Here is a 19,532-nt window from a genome sequence, read left to right on the forward strand (position 1 = left end):
CCAGTACCTTTATACGTTCAGGTCGCTGGGACGGGTGCGACGCAGCCAGCCCGCAACCCACATCCGGCTCATCGTGACGGCGGTGAACACCGAAGTCGCGATACCGATCATGAGGACGACCGCGAAACCGCGGACCGGACCCGAGCCAAAGGCGAACATCAGCACCGCCGAGATGGCGTTGGTGATGTTGGCGTCGAAGATGGCGCGGCTCGCCTCCTTGTAGCCCAGCTCGACCGACTGCACTACGCGGCGGCCGCGATGGCGTTCCTCGCGGATACGCTCGTTGATGAGCACGTTGGCGTCGACGGCCGCACCGATCGTCAGCACGAAGCCGGCGATACCGGGAAGCGTCAGGGTGGTGCCCAGCACCGCCATCACGCCCAGGATCATCAGCACGTTGATGACCAGCGCCAGGTTCGCATAGGCGCCGAGGCGGCCATAGGTCAGGAAGATGAACACCATCAGCAGCAGCGAGCCGACGCCCATGGCGACGACGCCCTTCTGGATCGAATCGGCGCCGAGGTCGGGACCGACGGTGCGTTCCTCGACGACGGTCAGATCGACCGGAAGCGCGCCCGAACGCAGGGCGATGGCGAGCTGCGTGGCCGACTGGACGTTGAAGCTGCCCGAGATCTGGGCGCTGCCGCCCAGGATCGGTTCGTTGATGCTGGGCGCGGAGAGCACTTTGCCGTCGAGGATGATGGCGAAGCGCTTGTTGACGTTCTCGGTCGTCAGCTTGGCGAACTTCTCGCCGCCCTGCTGATTGAAGGTGATCGAGACGACCGCCGCGTTGGTCTTCGGTTCGAAGGCCTGCTTGGCATCGGTCAGTTCGTCGCCCTTGATACCGCCCAGACGCTTCACCGCAATGGCGGGAACGCCGCCGGCAGCCGGCGAAGTGGGATCGGCGTAAGGCACGATCTCGTCGCCCGGAGGCACGATGCCCTTGGCCAGATCGCTGGGCACGGCCGTTTCGTCGACCAGCTTGAATTCGAGCTTGGCGGTCTGGCCAAGCAGGTTCTTCAGCGCCTGCGGGTCCTGGAGGCCGGGCACCTGCACGTCGATGCGGGTACCGCCGAGGCGGCGGATGTCGGGCTCTTTGGTGCCGAGCGCGTCGATGCGCTTGCGGACCACTTCGACCGCGGTTTCCATCGCATTGCTGATTGCCAGGTCGATACCGGCCTGGGTCGGCACGAGGATGAAGCGCGTGCCGTCCTGTACGGTGATGTCCCAGTCACGCTGGCCGGTCAGGCCCGCGCCGGAGGTCAGCGGCAGGATGGCTTCCCGCGCGGCATCCACCTGCGAAGCGTCGCGCACGGTGAAGGCCAGCTGGCCGCCGTTGCTGGAAAAATCGCCGATGGCGATGGTCGGGCTGGCCTGGCGCAGGCGCGTGCGCACGGATTCTTCCATGCCTTCCAGGCGCTGCTGGACGACCTGCTTGCGGTCGGCCTCCAGCAGGAGGCGGCTGCCGCCGGCCAGGTCGAGGCCGAGATTGATCTTTGGCTCCGGCAGGAATGCGGGCCAGCGCGCATTGGTCAGCGAGACCAGCGACGGCACGGCGCAAAGGGCGATGACGATCGTCAGCGCCCAGTACCAGAGCTTCTTCCAGGTAGGAAATTCGAGCATAGCCTGTGGCTTCTCTCCGAAAGAGCGCCCGGTCCAGGGCGCTCCATGATATCGGGAATCGCCAGGTTCAGCCCGGCGATGCCGGAAATTCAGTCGTTTGCGGGCTTCGAGCCGGCCGGCGGGATCACATCGACGATGGTCGACTTGACCGCCTTTACGACGACGCCCTGCGCAAGCTGGATATCGGCGTAGTTGTCGTCGATCTTGACGATCTTGCCGACGAGGCCGCCTCCGGTCAGCACTTCGTCACCCTTCTTGAGCGCCGAAAGCTTGTTCTTGTGCTCCTTCTGCTGCTTCATCTGCGGACGCAGGATGAGGAACCAGAAGATCACCGCCATCGCGACGAAGGGCAGGTACTGGATCCATGCCGGCGGCGCGCCGGCAGGAGCGGCGGCGGCGAGCTGGTTGAGAATCGAGCTTTGCATTGAACTGAAGGGCCTTCTCGTCGTGTTCGTGCCGGCGCGGCAATACGCGGCATCCGATCTGCCGCACGCCTCGCCGGGAAAATCCATTCATGGACTTTGCCGGATGCGCGCGGTTAGCAACAAAGCGAAGCACTGGCAACGCGCGGCCTTCCTGCCGAAAGCCGCCATCCCCCGTGGGCCTCACCGAAGCCGTCGCCAAATAGGTATCCACAAGTGCCGTTCAAGCACCGTGAAGAAAGTGTCATTCAGACGCTTGCGCTCTCGAAAAAGGCCTCCTATAGGCCGCGCTCCGGTCGGGACGTAGCGCAGCCTGGTAGCGCATCACACTGGGGGTGTGGGGGTCGGAGGTTCGAATCCTCTCGTCCCGACCAATGAAAAACGCCGTCTCCTGCTTCGTGCGGGAGACGGCGTTTTCGTTTCAGCCCTCATTTCGTTTCGGACAAGACCGCGTCCGATTGGGATCGGAACCCAGGCTTGATACGTTGCCGAGGGCGAATCGCCTGCGACGGGTGACCAACCAGCACGGCGCAGAACGCGGGAGAATGTCGATGTCCTCTGAGAATCCTAGCTCCAGCGAAGAGCGCAATGCCGCGATCTACGTCGCCGTGATCGATGGCGCGACTTACGGCGATCTGGCCAAGCGATACGGCATCAGCCGGGTTCGCGTGCAGAAGGCCTATGCCCGCGAGCGCACCAATGCCTGGGAAGCGCGCCGGCAGGGCGAAACCACTTATCTCGACCGGCCGATACCGTCCGACGTCTGATCCGCGGGGCGGCTGGAGCAGTTCCTCCCCGCCTCACATCCTGCGAGAACCGCCGCTTGCGGCGATGACTGGCAGCATTTTCCTACATCGATCGCTTCGATTATCTGGTTGCGGGCCACCATCCTAGGGAGTGCCCGCCAATGCCCCTGTTCGATTCGATACTCGCGCCGGTTTCGAAGATCATCGACAAGGTGATCCCCGATCCCGATGCACGGGACCGCGCCAAGCTGGAACTGCTGAAACTCGAAAATTCTCAGGAATTGCAGATTCTTCAGGCAGGTCTCTCGCCGATCGTCGCAGAAGCCGAGTCGCGCGATCCCTGGACCAGCCGGGCCAGGCCGAGCTTTCTTTACGTCATCTACCTCATGATCCTGTGGTCGCTGCCCATGGGCCTGATCGGCGCCCTGAGCCCCCGGACCGCCGAAGCCATCGGCAGCAGCATGTCGGCCTATCTGAACGGTATCCCCGAGCCCCTCTACGCCCTCTTCGGCACCGGATACCTCGGATATTCGGCGATGCGGCAGTGGGGCAAGGCCAGGGGCTCGGATCGCTAGATTTTCGCCCGTTAAGATTAAGCCAAACCTTCCCCGCTAGAGATCCCGGCAGGACCGTCACTTTTGCGGTCTCACGGCGATGTCTGRCGGGGAGCCACTGCGTGTTTCGGAATGTCTTGCCCATTGCACTGGTCTTGAGCCCGGCCCTGGTGCTGGCGGCCTGCGGGCCGAGCCGCGAGGAAGAGCTGGAAAAGCAGCTGGCCGCGGCGAAGAGTTCCGCGGAACAGGAAGCCTCCGCCCGGCGGCAGGCGGAAAGCGCGGCAGCCTCCGCGCGGCTCAAGGCCAACGACGCCGAACTCGCGAAGTTCTATCAGGGCGACGCCGATGCCGACCAGTCGGAGGCGGAAACGCCGCCGGAGAGTGGGCAGGATGCTGCACCCGACTTCGGCGGCAGCGCGCCGCAGCCTCCCGTCGGTACGCAGGCGGACGGCCGCCCCATCGGCGACCAGATGCCCGCACCCCGCTGACACGCCGCGCTTCTTTGCCGGTTCGGCGCCTCGGGGTGTTTCCAGCGGGCCTGAAAATGCTCTAGAGCCGCGCCCGGATAGCAACCGCACCGGGAAATCGCGAAATGGCCAGCAAGCTCGTCTACGTCCTCAACGGACCGAACCTCAACCGCCTGGGCAAGCGCGAACCCGGCATCTACGGTTCGCAGACGCTGGACGACATCGGCGCCATGCTGGTGGAGCGCGGCGAGACGCTGGATTGCTCCATCGACATGCGCCAGTCGAACCACGAAGGCCACCTGATCGACTGGCTGCACGAAGCCGAGGACGAAGGCGCCCATGCGGTGCTGATCAATCCCGGCGCCTATACGCACACCTCGATCGCGCTGCATGACGCGATCCGGTCTATCAAGGTGCCGGTGATCGAGGTGCACCTCTCCAATCCGCACGCCCGCGAGGAATTCCGCCACACGTCATGGGTCGGCATGGCGGCCAAGGCCACCGTCGCCGGTTTCGGTGCGAAGAGCTATCTGCTGGCGCTGGAGGGCGCTGCCGCGCTCTGAGGCGCGGGGCATTTCACCGCGCTGCCCGTGCCGTCCCTGACGGACACGACATGCTGGATCAAGACAGCCACCTCCCCGCGCGGATCGGGCGACATGCCGTCCTGAACGACGGCAACATCGCAGATCCCCGCGCGGACGAGATCGAGAAAGATCGGGTGAAGCTGGCTGGGACCGGCACTCGCCTCCACCCCTATCGCCACATAGGACGTGGGGCTCCGTTTAGTGACAGAATCGGAGGCGCGATAAGGGCGAATGTGATCCTTTATCGCGGTGACCGGCCGGCCGCGGGCCAGCCACGTTCCCTTGGCGGCATCGTAGCGCGGCAGTGAAGGCAGGTCCTGCGCCGCGATGCGCGCATTCTCGAACGTCGCGCCCAGCACGAAGTCCGGCTCGGGCTGACTGCTTCCCCGTGTGAACCACCAGAGGTTCCCGGCTGCCAACAGCAACGCCGCGCCCAGGAGCAGGACGCGGCGCCTTTTTTTCGTCATTGCCACGCGGTGATTCGCTTTCAGGCTTCCAGCGGAACGCCCGGCACGCTTTTGGCGGTGCGGATCGTCAGCGAGGTCTTGACGCTGTCCACGTTCGGTGCGGGCGTCAGCTTGCTGGTGAGGAATTCCTGGAAGCTCTGCAGGTCGCGGCTGACGATCTTCAGAATGAAGTCGATCTCGCCGTTGAGCATGTGGCACTCGCGCACTTCGGGCAGACCCTTCATGTGGTCCTCGAAGGCGCGCAGCGATTCCTCGGCCTGGCTCTTCAGGCTGACCAGCGCGAAGACGGTGATGGTGAAGCCCAGCTTCGAAGCGTCCAGATCGGCATGGTAGCCCTGGATGATGCCCGATTCCTCCAGGCTGCGCACACGGCGCAGGCACGGCGGAGCGGTGAGACCGACGCGCTGGGCGAGTTCGACATTGGTGATGCGGCCCTCGTCCTGCAACTCTGCAAGCAAGCGGCGATCGATGTCATCGAGATTAATCATGCGAAACTTTCCTTGCGGGCGCGCAGCGTGATCCGGCATGCAATATCCACTCGAAAACGCTGACACCCCTGTAATAATATTATCCCTTAGCGTAATCGTCCCGCATTGCAACGCCTACAATCTGCCGACTTACAGCGTCTGCACAGTTTGCTAGAGAGCGTTTTCGCATAGGCCGGCGGCCGGATTTGCAGGCCTTTCCGGCTCCTTCCCCCCATCGGCGGAACATGGAAGACCGGCAAAGCCTCATACCGGGCGGACAGGAAACACGGGCGCCGCTGCATTTTTCGAAGTAAAGTTCGCCCCTTGGTGACCCTGACTTAACCTCTAAGGGCCTACTTCGGGTAACATTAGGGATAGGGCGGCTTCGCAAGGGCTTGCAGACCGCCTATGGAGCCGGAATGCATTTCGACGATCGCCTTGCCACGGTACTGCGCCTGCCGTCCTCTGGGGACGCGCTGGCGCGCATCCAGTACCGGCAGTTGATCGACATCCTGGGGCGCCTGCCCGAGGACGCCCGTTCGGACGCCATCGAGGCCGGCTTTACCCGGGTCGAGGAACTCGGCGCACAGATCGGCGCGGCAGACCGCGCGCGGCTGGTGCGCCAGCCGCTTCAGCCGCTGACCAATGCCCGTCTGCTGGCCCTGTTCGCCGAAGCGGAGCCCGAGGTCGCCCTGGCTGCCATCGGCACGGCGCGACTGGACGAAGCGGGCTGGCTTCGCCTCGTGCCCGCCCTGCCCGTGCGCGCCCGCGGCATCTTGCGCCATCGCCGCGATCTCGGCCCGGAAGTCGGCGCGCTGCTCGACCGCCTGGGCATCCAGGATCGCGGCCTGCCGCCCGCGCCGAACGCGCAAGTCCTGGAAGTGTCCGTTTCCACTTTCGAAATTCAGTTTCCGAGCGAGGCCGCGAGCGAAAGCCACGCCCCGCCTCAGACGCTCGTTGAGGGCGAGCCTTTCGACTTGCTCGACGAAGCCGAGCTTTCGGACGCCGAAGAGGAACCGGAGACGGAGCACCCGCGGGGCGCCGAGCCGATTTCCTTCGCCGATTTCGAACAGGCCGCCACCTCGCGCCGATCGGCCGCGCTGCGCAGCGGGCTGGAGGCCAGCGGCGGCGGGGCCGGCCTGGAAGGCGGCGACGGCATCGGCGCGATCGTCCGCCGCATCGAGGAATTCCGCAAGGCACGCGAGCATCACGCACCGGGCATTGCCGGCGGCTCTCCTCGCCTGCCTTTGGGCGATACGCCCAGTGCCAGCGCCCCCGCCGCCATGGATTTCGCGACGGATTCGGAAGGCCGCGTCTGCTGGGCCGACGGTTCCCATGCCAGCGCGCTGATCGGCCTGAACCTCGCGGCGCTCGACCCGATGGTGAGTGAGCCGCTCGATCCTGCAGCGCCGCTGCCGTCCGTGCAGATGGCCTCGATGCATATTCCCGGCCTGGCACTTTCCATCCGGCATCGCCAACCCCTCCGCGCGGTTGCCATCGAGATCACCGGCGCGCCCGCCGTCAGCGGTGCCTGGCAAGTGGATGCCGTGCCCCACTTCGACCCCGCGAGCGGCCGATTCACGGGCTATGCCGGGCGCCTGCGCCGCCCCGGCAAGATCGCCGCCGTCGACGCAGCCCCGGCCGCCGAACCCAGCGAGGCGGACCGCATGCGCCAAGTGCTGCACGAACTGCGCACGCCGGCCAATGCCATCCAGGTCGCCGCGGAGATCATCCAGCAGCAGCTCTACGGCCCTGCTCCGCACGAATATCGCGCCCTTGCCGCGGCCATCGCCGGGGACTGTGCCCATATCCTGGCCGGATTCGAGGAACTCGACCGGCTGGTAAAGCTTGAATCGGGCGCCCTCGGCATCGAATCGGGCGAAAGCGACCTCGTCGCCGTCCTGTCCGAGACCGTTGCGCGCCTCAAGGCCTGGACCGAGCCGCGCGGCAGCGGTTTCGTCCTTCCCGAAACGGGCGGGCCGGCGCTGCCGATCGCCATCGAGCGGACCGAGATCGAGCGTATGATATGGCGCGTCTTCGCCGTCCTCGCCGGGATGACCGCGCCGCACGAACTGCTGCCGGTCCGGCTCGCCGTGGAGAACGGGCGCGTGGCCATGCGGGTGACCTTGCCCTCGCTGCTGCTGGCGCGCGATGCCCAGAGCCTGTTCGAAACGCCGGTGAGCGAGCGCGGCCAGTCGCTTTCCACCGGCATGTTCGGCATCGGCTTCACCTTGCGCCTGGCAGCGGCCGAAGCCGACGCTGCCGGCGGCAGCCTCCAGCGCGACGGCGACGAGCTGCGGCTGTCGCTCCCCGCTTTCGCGGCATCGGCGCTGGGCCGCGCGCAGGACGCCGAAAGCCGCGCGCTCTGAGCCGCTTGCGGAGAGGGTTCCAGACCGTGCGGCGGAAGACTTTCGTCCCGCCCCTTTACCGAAGCGGAACACTTTTCCTCTAGCCCGTTCCTGCCGTACTTGCGGATTCGCAGGCCAGCCTGCCTGGTCCCGGAGCCGCTTCGTCCATATTGTCGTTCTGTCGGATGCGACCCGATTGAGGGAATATTCTGTCTTGCCGGGGACCAACCTCCTCCTGCCGCCGCGCGCCGATGCCCTTGCGCAATTCAGCGAGGGATTCGGCCAGCGTTTCATCGTCACGGTCGATACCGAGGAAGAGTTCGACTGGAACGCGCCGCTCGACCGGCACGGACATGGCACGCTTTCCGTCCCGGCACTGCGCACGTTCCAGCAGTTCTGCGAGGAGTTCGGCGTCGTGCCGATCTATCTCGTGGATTATCCGGTCGCCGATTCGCCGCTGGCACCCGAAGCCATCGGCGAAGCGGTCGCGGCCGGGCGGGCGGAAGTGGGCGTCCAGCTTCACCCCTGGGTGAACCCCCCGTTCGACGAGGCCGTCACCGAGTTCAACTCCTACGCCGGGAACCTGGGCTTCGAACTGGAGCGCGAGAAGTTCGCCCGCCTTCACGGCCGAATCGTCGAGGCGTTCGGCACGGCGCCGCGCATCTACCGGGCCGGACGCTACGGGCTCGGCCCGCGCACTGCCGAGATCCTGGACGAATTCGGCATCGCCATCGACACTTCGGTACGCGCGCGGTTCGACTACAGCGCTTCCGGCGGCCCGAACTATCGCACCCATCCGCTGCAACCTTATTGGACGGACAGCGCGCGGCGGCTGCTAGAGCTGCCGCTGACCACCGTCTATTGGGGACCGCTGCGGCAGCTGGGCAACACGATCTACCCCGCGCTCTGGCGCATGCCGCAGCTGCGCGGCGCCCTCGCCCGTGCCGGACTGCTGGAACGCATCCCCCTGACGCCGGAGGGAATCACGGCCGAGGAAGCGCTGCGCGGTGTCGACGTGGCCATTGATGCCGGGTTGCCGGTGCTGGTCTTCTCCTTCCACAGCCCCTCGCTCGTTCCCGGCTATACGCCTTACGTGCGGGACGCGCAGGATCTGGACGCGCTTTACGGCTGGTGGCGCACACTTTTCGCGCATCTGGAACGCCGCGGTGTAAAACCGAGCAATGTTGCCAACATCATGTCCAGCGTAGCGCTTGCGCAGAACGAATTGCCAAGCTAACGGGCTTCTCGTCCGGCCTCGTCGATGGAGCCGGGCGTGGCAGTTGGGGCCTGTAGCTCAGCGGTTAGAGCTGGCCGCTCATAACGGCTAGGTCGCGGGTTCGAATCCTGCCGGGCCCACCAACGGCACCGGGACTTCTGGTCCCGGATCAACATCGACGACCGAAGGGTCGGGGAGTGGCGCAGCCCGGTAGCGCGCTTGCTTTGGGAGCAAGATGTCGCAGGTTCGAATCCTGTCTCCCCGACCAATTCGTTTTTCCGCAGATCTGAAAACATCCCTGCAAGGGCCTTCGCCTCAGGTGCAGAGCGACTGGCTGCCGGTTCCGGTAATGCCGTTCTTGGTGCCGCTCGGGTTGAGGCTGCGGTCGTCGCGAATCAGGAAGGCCGCCTCGTGCTTGAACACCTGGTCCTTCACGAACATCGTCCCGAACAGCGGCTGGTAGTGGTAGTAGACTTCCACGAACATCACTGCGGAATTGGGCACCGAGTAGATCTTGTGATCCTTCACACCCATGCCGTCCAGCACCGGGCCGGTCTTGTTGGGGTCCGCCTCACCATAAGCTGACTTGCGGTCCAGATCGCCGCGGCACCGCTGCCAGTGGATGAACTGCCGCTTGGTATCGCTGTCGTATTCCAGGCTGGACAGGACGACGCGGCCATTGGTTTCGAAATCGAAGCTGCTGCCCTCTTTCAGGGCGCCCCACATGACCGAATCGACTTGCGCTTCCTTGACCGTCGGGCTGACGGTGCTGTTGTCCGTCTGCCCGAGGCGGGAGGCATTGTCCGCCACGGACGTCGCGATTTCGCCGACCTGCATGTTGGTCATGGCCATCATCGCCACTTCGGTTCCGTAAAGCCCCAGGGTCAGCAGCACCGGCAGGATAAGCGCCAGTTCGATGAACGAGACGCCGCTCTGGTCCTCGCGCAGCCGGCGCAGGAGCGCGGCATCGCGCGGCCAGTTCTTCGGCCTGTTCGGCGATGCCATCATTGGCAGGTCCCTGCTGCCGAGCCTACCGCCTGCTGAAGGGCGTAAGGCTGGTTCTTCCTGACGGCCGTGGCCGAGAGCGTGCGCTTGGTGTTCCCGTCGGTCAGTCCGGGAACGGGGAACACGGGCGTATACGTGACCTTCACGGTGTAGACGACCACGTCGTTCGCGCCGCCATTGCCGCTCTTGCCGACATCGGCGTCCCAATGGCCGTTCTTGTTCTCGTCCGTGTAGGATTCGCCATTGTCGCAGATGCTGTTGTTGTTCTTGTCGTTCCAGGCCTCCGGCCGGGCGATGTCGGTGAAGTCGAAATAGCTCGACCGCGTGATTTCCACTTTGGCTCCCGGCGCTACACCGTCGACCAGTCGCTTGACGTAGGCATCGCCCGCTTCCGTCTCGGCAGTCTCCAGCGTGCCGTTGCGGGCCACTTGCTGTACGCCGCCCTGGAGGACGGCGCGGATGTAAGCCATGTGGCCCAGATCGAAGATACCCATGAGCAGGATGATGAGGACCGGGCCCGCCACGGCGAACTCGATCGCGGTCACGCCCCGGGTATCAGCCCGGCAGTCGGCCCCGAGGCGCCGGAGCGCTCCGGCAGCCGAATGCGACAGGCGGCGCAGCATCACTCGGTGATCCTCAGTTCGCCGACCTGCTTGGCGATTTCCTGGAACGCGGTGTTGAGATCGGTGGCGTTGGTGGCGACATAGGAACTGTCGTCGGAGGCGCAGGTCTTCAGGTCGGTGGAAAGCCCCGAAGTGAAGGCGATCACYCAGACGCGGATACCCTTGGCCTTGATCGCCTCGCAGACGGCGAGGAAGCGCGACGTGTGGCGCGCGTCGGCATCGCTTTCCGAGCCGCCGGCCGTCGTGCGCAGGTCCCACCAGTCCATGCCCCAGGCCGTCGGCACATAGTTGGACGTGTCCATCTGGCCGTCGGTCATGAAGATGATGTGCCGGGCGACTTCACCGCCGTTGGTGGGCTCCAGGTTCACCGTGTCCTTGAAGATACCGTCGGGCGAGAGCATCCGCCCACCCCAGATCATGCCGATGTCGAGGTAAGTGCCGCCCACCGCCGTCAGCGAGTTCGCGTAAGTGTTGAAGCTGGACTGGTCCATCTCGGTCAGGAGCTTCGCTTCGGCGGGGCAGTAGGTTCCGGCCGATGCGCCATCCGTCGTCGTGTTGCGTGTCCAGGTGCTGGAACTGCTGCCCGCACGGCGGTAGGAAATCTCCGGCCAGAGCGGGCCCCACTTGGTCTTGGCATCCGACGTTGGCGCGCTGTCGATATCGATGTCCAGCGCCGTCGACGGGCTGAGGCCCGTGATCGAGTTGTAGCTGAAGTTCGCCGTGTTCGACGTGCTGCGCTCCTCGATGCAACCGCCCCAGGTGTAGGAAACGGACGCGCCGTTATTGCCGTTGAGCACGGGGGTCGAGCCGAACGTCTTGAACTTGGACGTATCGACGCCGGTGACCTGACGATATTCCCAATGATCGAAGGTAGAACCCTTCACATTTGTGGAATTCGTGGCGTTTTTGTAAGTGTCAGTGGTCACCTTTGTGCGAGCATAAGTAGTCGTATATAAGTAATACGTCCCATTATTGCTCTTGCACTCATAGGTCAGCATCTGCTGCGGCTGCTTCGTCACAACGGTGACCGTGATATTCGGCGTCGTGCCGGAAGTGGTCGTCTCGGTGGTGGACGAATTGACATTGGAATAAGCGCTTTGATTCGCGGGCTTATTGTTGTTGCATTGAGTTTGGTTCTTGTAGCTCGAACCTCGTGACGTGGTGTTTTTTTCGTCCTCGTAAGTGTCTTTCGTCCCCGTYTTCGTCCCATTTGCGACGTTCAGGAAGATCGGCACGCGCGACTGGTAGTTCCAGCTGTCGGCGATGTAGCTCTTGTCCACGGCGTTGAGCAGCTTGCCGACGTTGACTGACGAACTGTAGGGCACGAAGCCGTAGCGCACACGGGCATTGGTTTCCTTGGTCGCGCCGGAAACCGTGGTGTAGAAGTTCTTCATCGCGCTGCGCAGCGCGGCGATGCGGGTCGATCCGCTCAGCGATTCCGCCATCGAGCCGGTGGTATCCAGCACCATCATCACGTCGGCATTGCCGATGCCCATGGACGATGTGCATTTCACGCTCAGAGCGAAATTGTTGAACCCGAACAGGCGCATGACCACGGTGTCCAGCACCGTTGCCGCCGTGCCCTCGACGGTCTGGCCCTTGTCCGGGGAAGACACCTCGAAGTTCGTGGTGCCCGTGCCAAGAGTGGAATCGTTGAAATTGGTCTTGAAGTAGTTGTCTGCCACGGTGTGGACGGACGGCGCCAGTCCGTTGACCGGCGTCGTCGAATCCGCGTCCGTCGCCACGGTGCGCCGCGCCGCCAGCACCGCGGAGTCGCAGGCGGCCTGGAGCTGGTTCTCCACCTTGAAGTTGCGGCTGAGATCGATGGCCGATCCCACGATCGCCGCCGCCACGACCATGCCGATGGCCGCCATCGGCAGGATATTGCCGGATATGTCCTTGAGGAGGCGGTGCAACTGGTGAGTGATTCTGCGCATCGGAGGACCAGTCTTTCGGCGAAGTTCGTCGGGATTTCAGCACGCCCTACCGGAACTTACTTAATGAAACCCTCACTCACCCTGCGCCGCTGCGCTTCACGAAACCTCGAAAATCTTGGGTAATACAAGATTTATCACGTTCCCTCGGGAACCGATGGAACCCTGCCTGCGTTCAACCTCCCGATCCGGGGACCGCCCTTGAAGTTTGGGGGGAGGAGCGGTCCGCCTGCAGCCGGCGTTTCCCCTTGAGATTCATAATGTCGCCCAGCAAGGCTTTCAGTCCTCACGTCCAGCTAGCGCTCGTCATTATCTTCACCCTGGGGCTCTGCCTTCTGATCGACGCCACCATTCCCCTGGGAACGGGGGTGAGCGTTCTCTACCTGCTGCCCACGGTGATCGCCTTCGTCGCCCGCCGCCCGGTGACGCCGCTGCTGGCCGCCATCTCCGGCATCGGCTGCACCATCGTCGCCTATTTCATGGCGCCGCAGGGGCTGGGCCTGGAAGTGGCGATGACGAACCGCGCCTTGTCGGGCATCACCAATATCCTGCTGGCGGTCATCGGTTTCTTCCTCATCCGCTACCGTAACGACAACCGTCACCAGCAATGGCTGCGCGAGAGCGAGACGGACCTGGCGCGGGCCACGGCCGGCAGCATCGCGCTGGACGAGCTGGGCAGCCGCACCCTCTCCTTCCTGGCCGAGCGCTTCGGCGCGATCGCCGGCGCCCTCTACGTCAAGGACGATGGTGCTTTCCGCAAGATCGCCACATATGGCGTGCCGGCCGGAGCCACCGTCCCCGAGCGCATGGAGCCGGGCGAGAGCCTGCTCGGCGAAGTCATGCGCCACGGCCGCACCACCACCATCGCCCGCGTTCCGGCCGGCTACCTCTCGTTCGGAACCGCGCTCGGCCAGGCAACGCCGGCCCGGCTGGTGCTGGGCGCGCCCCACGTCGACGGTACGGTCAACGCCGTGCTCGAACTCGGCTTCCTCGACACGCCGGAAGCGCGGCCGGAAGACCTCGCCGCCTTCCTCGACCTCGTCGGCAGTTCGCTCGGCATCACCCTGCGTTCGGCCAAGTATCGCGCCCGCCTGGAACACCTGCTTTCGGAGACCCAGCAGCAGGCCGAGGAACTCCAGAACCAGAGCGAGGAACTGCGCGCCACCAACGACGAACTGGAAGCGCAGAGCAAGCTGCTGCTTCACTCTCAGACCCAGCTCGAAGAGCAGCAGGCCGAGCTGGAGCGCAGCAATTCGCAGCTCGAGGAACAGGCCCAGTCGCTCGAAGCCCAGCGCGACGAGCTGACCCGTTCGCAGACCCGCCTGCGCAGCCAGACCGACGAGCTGGAACAGGCCAGCCGCTACAAGTCCGAATTCCTCGCCAATATGAGCCACGAACTGCGCACGCCGCTCAATTCGCTGCTCATCATGGCCCGCCTCCTGGCCGACAATCGCCAGGGCAACCTCTCGGGCGAGCAGGTCCGTTATGCCGAGACCATCGAGTCTTCCGGCAACGATCTGCTGACGCTAATCAACGACGTGCTCGACATTTCCAAGATCGAGGCCGGGCGGCTCGAACTGGAACCGCACCGCGTGCCGATGGACGCCATGCTCGGCAAGCTGGAGAACACTTTCTCCGCCGCAGCCTCGGGCAAGGGCCTGTCACTGACGATGCATGCGGCCGAGGGCGTGACCGAGATCGAGACCGACCCGCTGCGGCTGGAGCAGGTGCTCAAGAACTTCCTCTCCAACGCCATCAAGTTCACGTCGCAGGGCGAAGTCTCGCTCGTCGTCGCGCGGGCCGCGAAAGGCCGCATCGCCTTCGCGGTGCGCGACACCGGCCCCGGCATTCCCACGGACCAGCAGGACGCGATCTTCGAGGCCTTCCGCCAGGCGGACGGCGGCATCGCCCGCAAATACGGCGGCACCGGGCTGGGCCTGTCGATCTCCCGCGAACTGGCGCACTTGCTCGGCGGCACCATCACGGTGGACAGCACGCCCGGCACCGGCAGCATGTTCACCCTGGAACTGCCCGAGACCTTCACGCCCGGCGATACCGCCAGCACCCCGCTGATCCCGGGCCGGTCCAGCCCCACGCCCACCCCGGCCGCATCGCAGACGACGGCCCCCGCGACCCGCCGCGGCCCTGCTCCTTCCGACGACCGCGAGACGCTTTCGGGCGATTCCCGCGTCATCCTGATCGTCGAGGACGATCCCGCTTTTGCCCGGATTCTCAGTGACCTGGCGCATGAAGTAGGCTTCGAATGCCTGATCGCGGGCACGGCCGACGAAGGCGCCCTGCTCGCCCGGCAATATCTGCCGCAGGCGGTGATCCTGGACATGCACCTGCCCGACCATACCGGGCTTTCCGTGCTCGACCGCATCAAGCGCGACACCCGCACGCGCCACATCCCCGTCCACATCGTCTCTGCCGATCACGACGACCATGCCGCGCTGGCCAGCGGCGCGGTGGGCTATCTGTTCAAGCCGGTCAGCCGCGACACCCTCGTAGGCATGCTGGAGGGCCTCGAAGCCCGCATGGACCAGCGCCTGCGCCGCGTGCTGGTGGTGGAGGACGACCCCCGCCAGGCCGAGGCGATCCACCTCCTCCTCGCCTCGCGCGATGTCGAGACCGTGGACGTCCAGAGCGCCGCCGACTGCCTTGCCCGCCTGGGCGAGGAAACCTTCGACTGCATGGTGCTGGACCTCAACTTGCCCGACATGTCCGGCCTCGACCTCCTCGAACGTCTCTCCCACGACGAGAGCGTCGGTTTCCCRCCGGTGATCGTCTATACCGGCCGCGAACTCTCCGAAGAGGAAGAAATGCGGCTGCGGCGCTATTCCAAGTCGATCATCGTCAAGGGCGCCAAGAGCCCCGAGCGCCTGCTCGACGAAGTGACGCTGTTCCTGCACCAGGTCGTGTCCGAGATGCCGGACGAGAAGCAACAGCTCCTCGCCCGCTCGCTGGGCCGCGATGCCGCGCTGGAAGGCCGCCAGATCCTGGTGGTGGAAGACGACATCCGCAACATCTACGCCCTCACCTCGGTGCTCGAACCGCACGGCGTGCACGTCCGCATCGCCCGCAACGGCATCGAGGCTCTGAACGAACTCGCCCGCGTCGCGGACAGCGATATCCGCGACAGCGGCGGGGTCGGTGTCGACCTGGTGCTGATGGACGTGATGATGCCGGAAATGGACGGCCTCGCCTGCACGCGCGAAATCCGCAAGAACCCGCAGTGGAAGGGCCTGCCGATCATCGCCCTCACCGCCAAGGCCATGGAACGCGACCACCGCGAGTGCCTGGAAGCCGGCGCCAACGACTATCTCTCCAAGCCGCTCGACGTCGACAAGCTGCTCAGCCTCGTCCGCGTGTGGATGCCGCGATGAAACCCCTTGGACGGCGCGCCGTCGAAGCGGTGGAGGATATCGAGGTAGACCTCCTCATCGAGGCGATCTGGCGGCGATACCAGTACGATTTCCGGGACTATTCCCGCGCCTCGCTGCTGCGCCGGCTGCAGCGGGCGCAATCCCATTTCGGCTATCCCCACCTATCCAGCCTGCTCGACCGGATTCTCCACGATCCCGAGAGCCTCAACGTCCTGATCGGTTTCCTGACCATCCAGGTCAGCGAAATGTTCCGCGACCCCGAGTATTTCCGGGCGATCCGCGAACAGGTCATCCCGCATCTGCGCACCTGGCCCTCGATCAAGGTCTGGGTGGCCGGCTGCGCCAATGGCGAGGAATTCTACTCGCTGGCCATCCTGTTCCGCGAGGAAGGGCTGGAAGAGCGCACCTTGTTCTACTGCACCGACATCAACCCCGCCGCCCTCGCCAAGGCGGAGGCCGGGGTTTACGAGATCGACCGGATCGCAGGCTTTTCCCGCAATTATCACGAGGCAGGCGGCCAGGGGTCGCTTGCGGACTATTACACCGCGAACTACGGCGTGGCCCGGTTCGACCCGACCCTGCGCCGCCGCGCGGTCTTCGCCGACCACAATCTGGCGAGCGACGCCGTGTTCTCCGAGGTTCAACTGGTGTCCAGCCGCAACGTGCTGATCTATTTCGACAGGGCGCTTCAGGACCGCGCGCTCGGCCTGTTCGCGCAGTCCCTTCCGCCCGGCGGATTCCTGGGGCTTGGCTCGAAGGAAACCGTGCACTTCTCCGCAGAGGGCGATAGCTTCGCCGAATTCGCGCCAATGGAAAAGATCTGGCGACGCACCAAACACGACGTCCAGGAGGCCGCCTTTGCTGAATGAGCCGCTAAAGATCCTGGCCGTGGACGATATCCGGGAGAACCTGCTCGTCCTGGAAGCCGCGCTCGACCAGCCGGGTGTCGAACTCGTCACCGTCTCGTCCGGCTTCGAGGCGCTCGAAGCCATGCTGCGCGACGATTTCGCGCTGGCCCTGCTCGACGTGATGATGCCCGAGATGGACGGCTTCGAACTGGCCGAACTGATGCGCGGTACAGAGCGTACCCGCTCCGTGCCCATCATCTTCCTGACCGCGCTCGCCACCGACGAACGCCGCCGGTTCCGTGGCTACGAAGCCGGGGCCGTCGATTACCTGCTCAAGCCGCTCGACATGGTCGAGCTGAACTCCAAGGTCGCGGTCTTCGTCGAACTCGCCCGCCAGCGCCGCGAGATCGCGCGCCAGCGCGACGAACTCGGCCTCGCGCTCGGTCGCCTGCGCGCGCACGGCGACAATTCGCCGCTCGCCGTGCTGGAGATCGACGCCAACTTGCGGATCGTCAGCTGGTATCGCAGCGCCGAGCGCGAGATCGGCTTCTCCGCGCAGGACGTGCTCGGCCTGAAAGTGGAGGAAGCCCCCTTCCTGGCCCCGACCGACCGCGCGCGCTTCGTCGAAGGCATGCGCGCCCTGCTCGGCGGGGAAGACCGCCGCGAGACGCAGGAGCACCGCTTCCTGCGGGCTGACAAGGCTCTGCGCGAAGGCGAATGGTACTGTTCCTCGCTGGCGGGCACGGGCTCGCGCGGGGCCAGCGTGATGATCGAACTGCTTGACGTGACCGAGCGTCACCGCGCCGAGGAAACGCAGCGCCTGCTGATCGGCGAGCTGAACCACCGCGTGAAGAACACGCTGGCCACGGTTCAGGCCATCGCCTCGCAGGGGTTTCGCCATGCCCGTTCGGCGGAGGAATTCCAGCAGTCGTTCGGTGGGCGCCTGCAGTCTCTCGCCCGCGCCCATTCGCTTCTCAGCGCCACGACCTGGGAACCCGCCAGCCTGCGCCGGCTCATCGCGGACCAGGTGGCGATCGGCGCCGTGAGCGAGGAACGGTTGCGCCTGGCCGGACCCGACGTGGACCTGCCTCCCGAACTCGCCTTGCGCTTTTCGCTGATCCTCCACGAGCTGGCCACCAACGCGCACAAGTACGGCGCTTTGTCCAACGAGACCGGCACGGTCGCGCTCGACTGGTCGCTGACGCGCCATGTCCTCTCGCTCACATGGAGCGAACGGGGCGGTCCGCCGGTCGTCGCGCCGCAGCGCCGGGGCTTCGGCTCGACCCTGATCGAAAGCAGCATGGCTGCCGACGGCGCCCGCATCAGCGCCGAATATGCCCCCGAAGGCGTGCGCTGGCACCTGGTGCTGCCGCTGGCCGACGATGCGGCACTCGAACCGCCACCGCTCCTGGTAACCGACACTGCTGGCGGCGCGCCCGCCGCGGCGATCCATGAGGCCGCTGGCCCTCAGTCTGCCATCTCCCTGGCCGCTGACGCCCCGGCCGCCGACGCCCTGGCCGTCGATGCGGCGGCACACCGCCCGAGCCCGCAGGGCCTGCGGGTGCTGATCGTCGAGGACGAGCCGCTGGTGGCCATGGAACTGATGATGGAGATCGAGGACTCGGGCGCCATCGCTCTCGGCCCTGCCACGTCCTGCGAACAGGCCATTGCCATGATCCGCGAAACCGGCCCCGACCTCGCCCTCCTGGACGGCAATCTCAATGGCGAGCGAATCGACGCCGTGGCGGACGAATTGGCAGCAAGGTCCACGCCCTTCGCCTTCGTCAGCGGCTACGACCGCCAGCACCTGCCCAAGGACCACAGCGAGCGGCCTATGCTGGGCAAGCCCTTCCTGGGCCGGGAAGTCGGCGCCATGGTCCGCCAACTCGCCGAAGAGGCCGGCGCCCTCGCCCGCTGAACCTCGGACAACGGCTCCGCGGCGCGCGGAAAAGGAAACTTTCCGCGCGTCCTAGGGTTTATTCTCAGGAATGATCCCTAGAAATGGAGCCGCCAATGGCCCTGACGCAAGACAGCACTTATCGCTCGGAACGGATCTGGACGCCGCGCGCGCCGCTCGATCCCGGCCTGCGCCGCCGCTTCCATGGCCCCATCCAGCCGATGGACCAGCCCACTTTCCTCGAACGCCTGTTCGGGCATCGCTGACCCCGGACCAGCCTCCAAACGCATTTGAGATCGGCACCGACCGCCTGTAGGCTAGGCGCCATGTCTGCAGTGCCTCCAGCGTCCATCCTTTTCGTCTGCCTCGGCAATATCTGCCGCTCCCCGCTTGCCGAAGCGGCGCTTCGCGAGGCGGCGGACGAAGCGGGACTGGACCTCGATATCGACTCCGCCGGGACCGGCGCCTGGCATATCGGCAAAGGCCCCGACCCGCGCTCCTGCGCCGAGGCGCTACGCCACGGCATCGATATCTCATCCTATCGCGCCAGGCAGGTCAAAGCCGACGACTTCCGCAGATTCGACCGCATCGTCGCGCTGGACGGCAGCAATCTTGCGAATCTGAGGCGCATCGCCCCTGCCGGCCATTCCGCCCGCCTTTCGCTCCTGCTGGACCATGTGCCCGGACTGGAAGGGCAGGACGTGGAAGATCCCTATTACGGCGGCCCGGAAGGCTTCGAGACGACCTGGCGTCAGGTACGCGAGGCGGCCCGCAATCTCTTGGCGGAAATCGCCGGATCGGGCCGCTGACCCCGGCGTACGGATAGCTCAGGAGCGATCCGCCGATGGGCGCCCCTGCCGGACGGGCCCAACCGGTTTGCTTTTACCCCTGCTTCCATTATATGCCCGCTCGAACGCCCCGGCCCGCGGTCGCCCGACGTCCTAC

General features: G+C 65.4%; 18 protein-coding genes and 3 tRNA genes. 14 read left to right on the forward strand and 7 right to left on the reverse strand.

The window, feature by feature from the left end; genetic code table 11:
* Positions 1–9 precede the first annotated feature (9 nt).
* Together secD and yajC are read right to left on the reverse strand one after the other, a co-directional pair.
* Positions 10–1,623, reverse strand: coding sequence for a protein translocase subunit SecD (gene secD / locus AB4Z00_RS16750; RefSeq protein WP_132263269.1), 1,614 nt, complete (start codon positions 1,621–1,623; stop codon positions 10–12).
* An 89-nt stretch (positions 1,624–1,712) separates the two neighbouring features.
* A complete protein-coding gene (yajC, locus tag AB4Z00_RS16755; protein WP_086491997.1) occupies positions 1,713–2,048 on the reverse strand; it encodes a preprotein translocase subunit YajC in 336 nt (111 codons plus the stop codon).
* Between the two features lie 294 nt (positions 2,049–2,342).
* On the opposite strand from yajC, the gene AB4Z00_RS16760 reads away from it, so the two are divergent.
* The 5 genes from AB4Z00_RS16760 (at position 2,343) to aroQ (ending at position 4,375) form a co-directional block, all read left to right on the forward strand.
* Positions 2,343–2,419 (forward strand) — tRNA-Pro (locus tag AB4Z00_RS16760).
* 177 nt (positions 2,420–2,596) lie between these two features.
* Positions 2,597–2,812, forward strand: a complete 216-nt coding sequence (locus tag AB4Z00_RS16765) for a hypothetical protein (protein ID WP_132263271.1) — start codon at positions 2,597–2,599, stop codon at positions 2,810–2,812.
* 140 nt (positions 2,813–2,952) lie between these two features.
* Positions 2,953–3,366: a holin family protein gene (locus tag AB4Z00_RS16770; RefSeq protein ID WP_442046644.1), complete on the forward strand. Its 414-nt coding sequence runs from the start codon at positions 2,953–2,955 to the stop codon at positions 3,364–3,366.
* Between the two features lie 101 nt (positions 3,367–3,467).
* A complete protein-coding gene (locus AB4Z00_RS16775) occupies positions 3,468–3,833 on the forward strand; it encodes a hypothetical protein (protein ID WP_442046645.1) in 366 nt (121 codons plus the stop codon).
* A gap of 104 nt (positions 3,834–3,937) precedes the next feature.
* On the forward strand, positions 3,938–4,375 hold the full coding sequence (gene aroQ, locus AB4Z00_RS16780; RefSeq protein ID WP_442046646.1) for a type II 3-dehydroquinate dehydratase: 438 nt from the start codon (positions 3,938–3,940) through the stop codon (positions 4,373–4,375).
* Here the strand turns inward: aroQ and AB4Z00_RS16785 are convergent.
* Complete coding sequence (locus tag AB4Z00_RS16785; protein ID WP_442046647.1) at positions 4,339–4,869, reverse strand: hypothetical protein; 531 nt, start codon at positions 4,867–4,869, stop codon at positions 4,339–4,341. The genes aroQ and AB4Z00_RS16785 overlap by 37 nt on opposite strands.
* A gap of 14 nt (positions 4,870–4,883) precedes the next feature.
* Positions 4,884–5,351, reverse strand: a complete 468-nt coding sequence (locus tag AB4Z00_RS16790; protein ID WP_031342574.1) for an Lrp/AsnC family transcriptional regulator — start codon at positions 5,349–5,351, stop codon at positions 4,884–4,886.
* Positions 5,352–5,749: 398 nt separating this feature from the next.
* Here AB4Z00_RS16790 and AB4Z00_RS16795 point away from each other — a divergent pair, with 398 nt between their 5' ends.
* From AB4Z00_RS16795 to AB4Z00_RS16810, 4 genes are all read left to right on the forward strand, one after another.
* A complete protein-coding gene (locus tag AB4Z00_RS16795) occupies positions 5,750–7,699 on the forward strand; it encodes a sensor histidine kinase (protein WP_442046648.1) in 1,950 nt (649 codons plus the stop codon).
* Positions 7,700–7,892: 193 nt separating this feature from the next.
* A complete protein-coding gene (locus tag AB4Z00_RS16800; protein WP_132263280.1) occupies positions 7,893–8,915 on the forward strand; it encodes a polysaccharide deacetylase family protein in 1,023 nt (340 codons plus the stop codon).
* A gap of 46 nt (positions 8,916–8,961) precedes the next feature.
* Positions 8,962–9,037 (forward strand) — tRNA-Ile (locus tag AB4Z00_RS16805).
* Positions 9,038–9,085: 48 nt separating this feature from the next.
* Positions 9,086–9,162 (forward strand) — tRNA-Pro (locus tag AB4Z00_RS16810).
* 47 nt (positions 9,163–9,209) lie between these two features.
* On the opposite strand, the gene AB4Z00_RS16815 is transcribed toward AB4Z00_RS16810, so the two are convergent.
* The 3 genes from AB4Z00_RS16815 to AB4Z00_RS16825 are packed head-to-tail and all read right to left on the reverse strand — an operon-like array spanning position 9,210 to position 12,459.
* Complete coding sequence (locus AB4Z00_RS16815) at positions 9,210–9,899, reverse strand: TadE/TadG family type IV pilus assembly protein (RefSeq protein WP_442046649.1); 690 nt, start codon at positions 9,897–9,899, stop codon at positions 9,210–9,212.
* Positions 9,899–10,522, reverse strand: a complete 624-nt coding sequence (locus AB4Z00_RS16820) for a TadE/TadG family type IV pilus assembly protein (RefSeq protein ID WP_134093270.1) — start codon at positions 10,520–10,522, stop codon at positions 9,899–9,901. The genes AB4Z00_RS16815 and AB4Z00_RS16820 overlap by 1 nt, the downstream gene beginning before the upstream one ends.
* Entirely contained in the window at positions 10,522–12,459 is a 1,938-nt protein-coding gene (locus tag AB4Z00_RS16825; protein ID WP_442046650.1) for a pilus assembly protein TadG-related protein, read from the reverse strand. The genes AB4Z00_RS16820 and AB4Z00_RS16825 overlap by 1 nt, the downstream gene beginning before the upstream one ends.
* A gap of 257 nt (positions 12,460–12,716) precedes the next feature.
* Here AB4Z00_RS16825 and AB4Z00_RS16830 point away from each other — a divergent pair, with 257 nt between their 5' ends.
* The 5 genes from AB4Z00_RS16830 (at position 12,717) to AB4Z00_RS16850 (ending at position 19,396) form a co-directional block, all read left to right on the forward strand.
* Positions 12,717–15,842: a response regulator gene (locus tag AB4Z00_RS16830; RefSeq protein ID WP_442046651.1), complete on the forward strand. Its 3,126-nt coding sequence runs from the start codon at positions 12,717–12,719 to the stop codon at positions 15,840–15,842.
* Positions 15,839–16,711 (forward strand): CheR family methyltransferase, encoded by an 873-nt coding sequence (locus tag AB4Z00_RS16835; protein ID WP_132263286.1) that lies wholly within the window; start codon positions 15,839–15,841, stop codon positions 16,709–16,711. Before AB4Z00_RS16830 ends, AB4Z00_RS16835 begins: the two co-directional genes overlap by 4 nt.
* Positions 16,701–18,608, forward strand: a complete 1,908-nt coding sequence (locus AB4Z00_RS16840; RefSeq protein WP_442046652.1) for a response regulator — start codon at positions 16,701–16,703, stop codon at positions 18,606–18,608. The genes AB4Z00_RS16835 and AB4Z00_RS16840 overlap by 11 nt, the downstream gene beginning before the upstream one ends.
* Before the next feature lie 95 nt (positions 18,609–18,703).
* Positions 18,704–18,853: a hypothetical protein gene (locus AB4Z00_RS16845; RefSeq protein ID WP_021235825.1), complete on the forward strand. Its 150-nt coding sequence runs from the start codon at positions 18,704–18,706 to the stop codon at positions 18,851–18,853.
* Positions 18,854–18,913: 60 nt separating this feature from the next.
* Positions 18,914–19,396, forward strand: a complete 483-nt coding sequence (locus AB4Z00_RS16850; RefSeq protein ID WP_442046653.1) for a low molecular weight protein-tyrosine-phosphatase — start codon at positions 18,914–18,916, stop codon at positions 19,394–19,396.
* Positions 19,397–19,532 lie beyond the last annotated feature (136 nt).

The organism is Novosphingobium sp. YAF33 (assembly GCF_052113265.1).
Taxonomy (GTDB): domain Bacteria; phylum Pseudomonadota; class Alphaproteobacteria; order Sphingomonadales; family Sphingomonadaceae; genus Novosphingobium.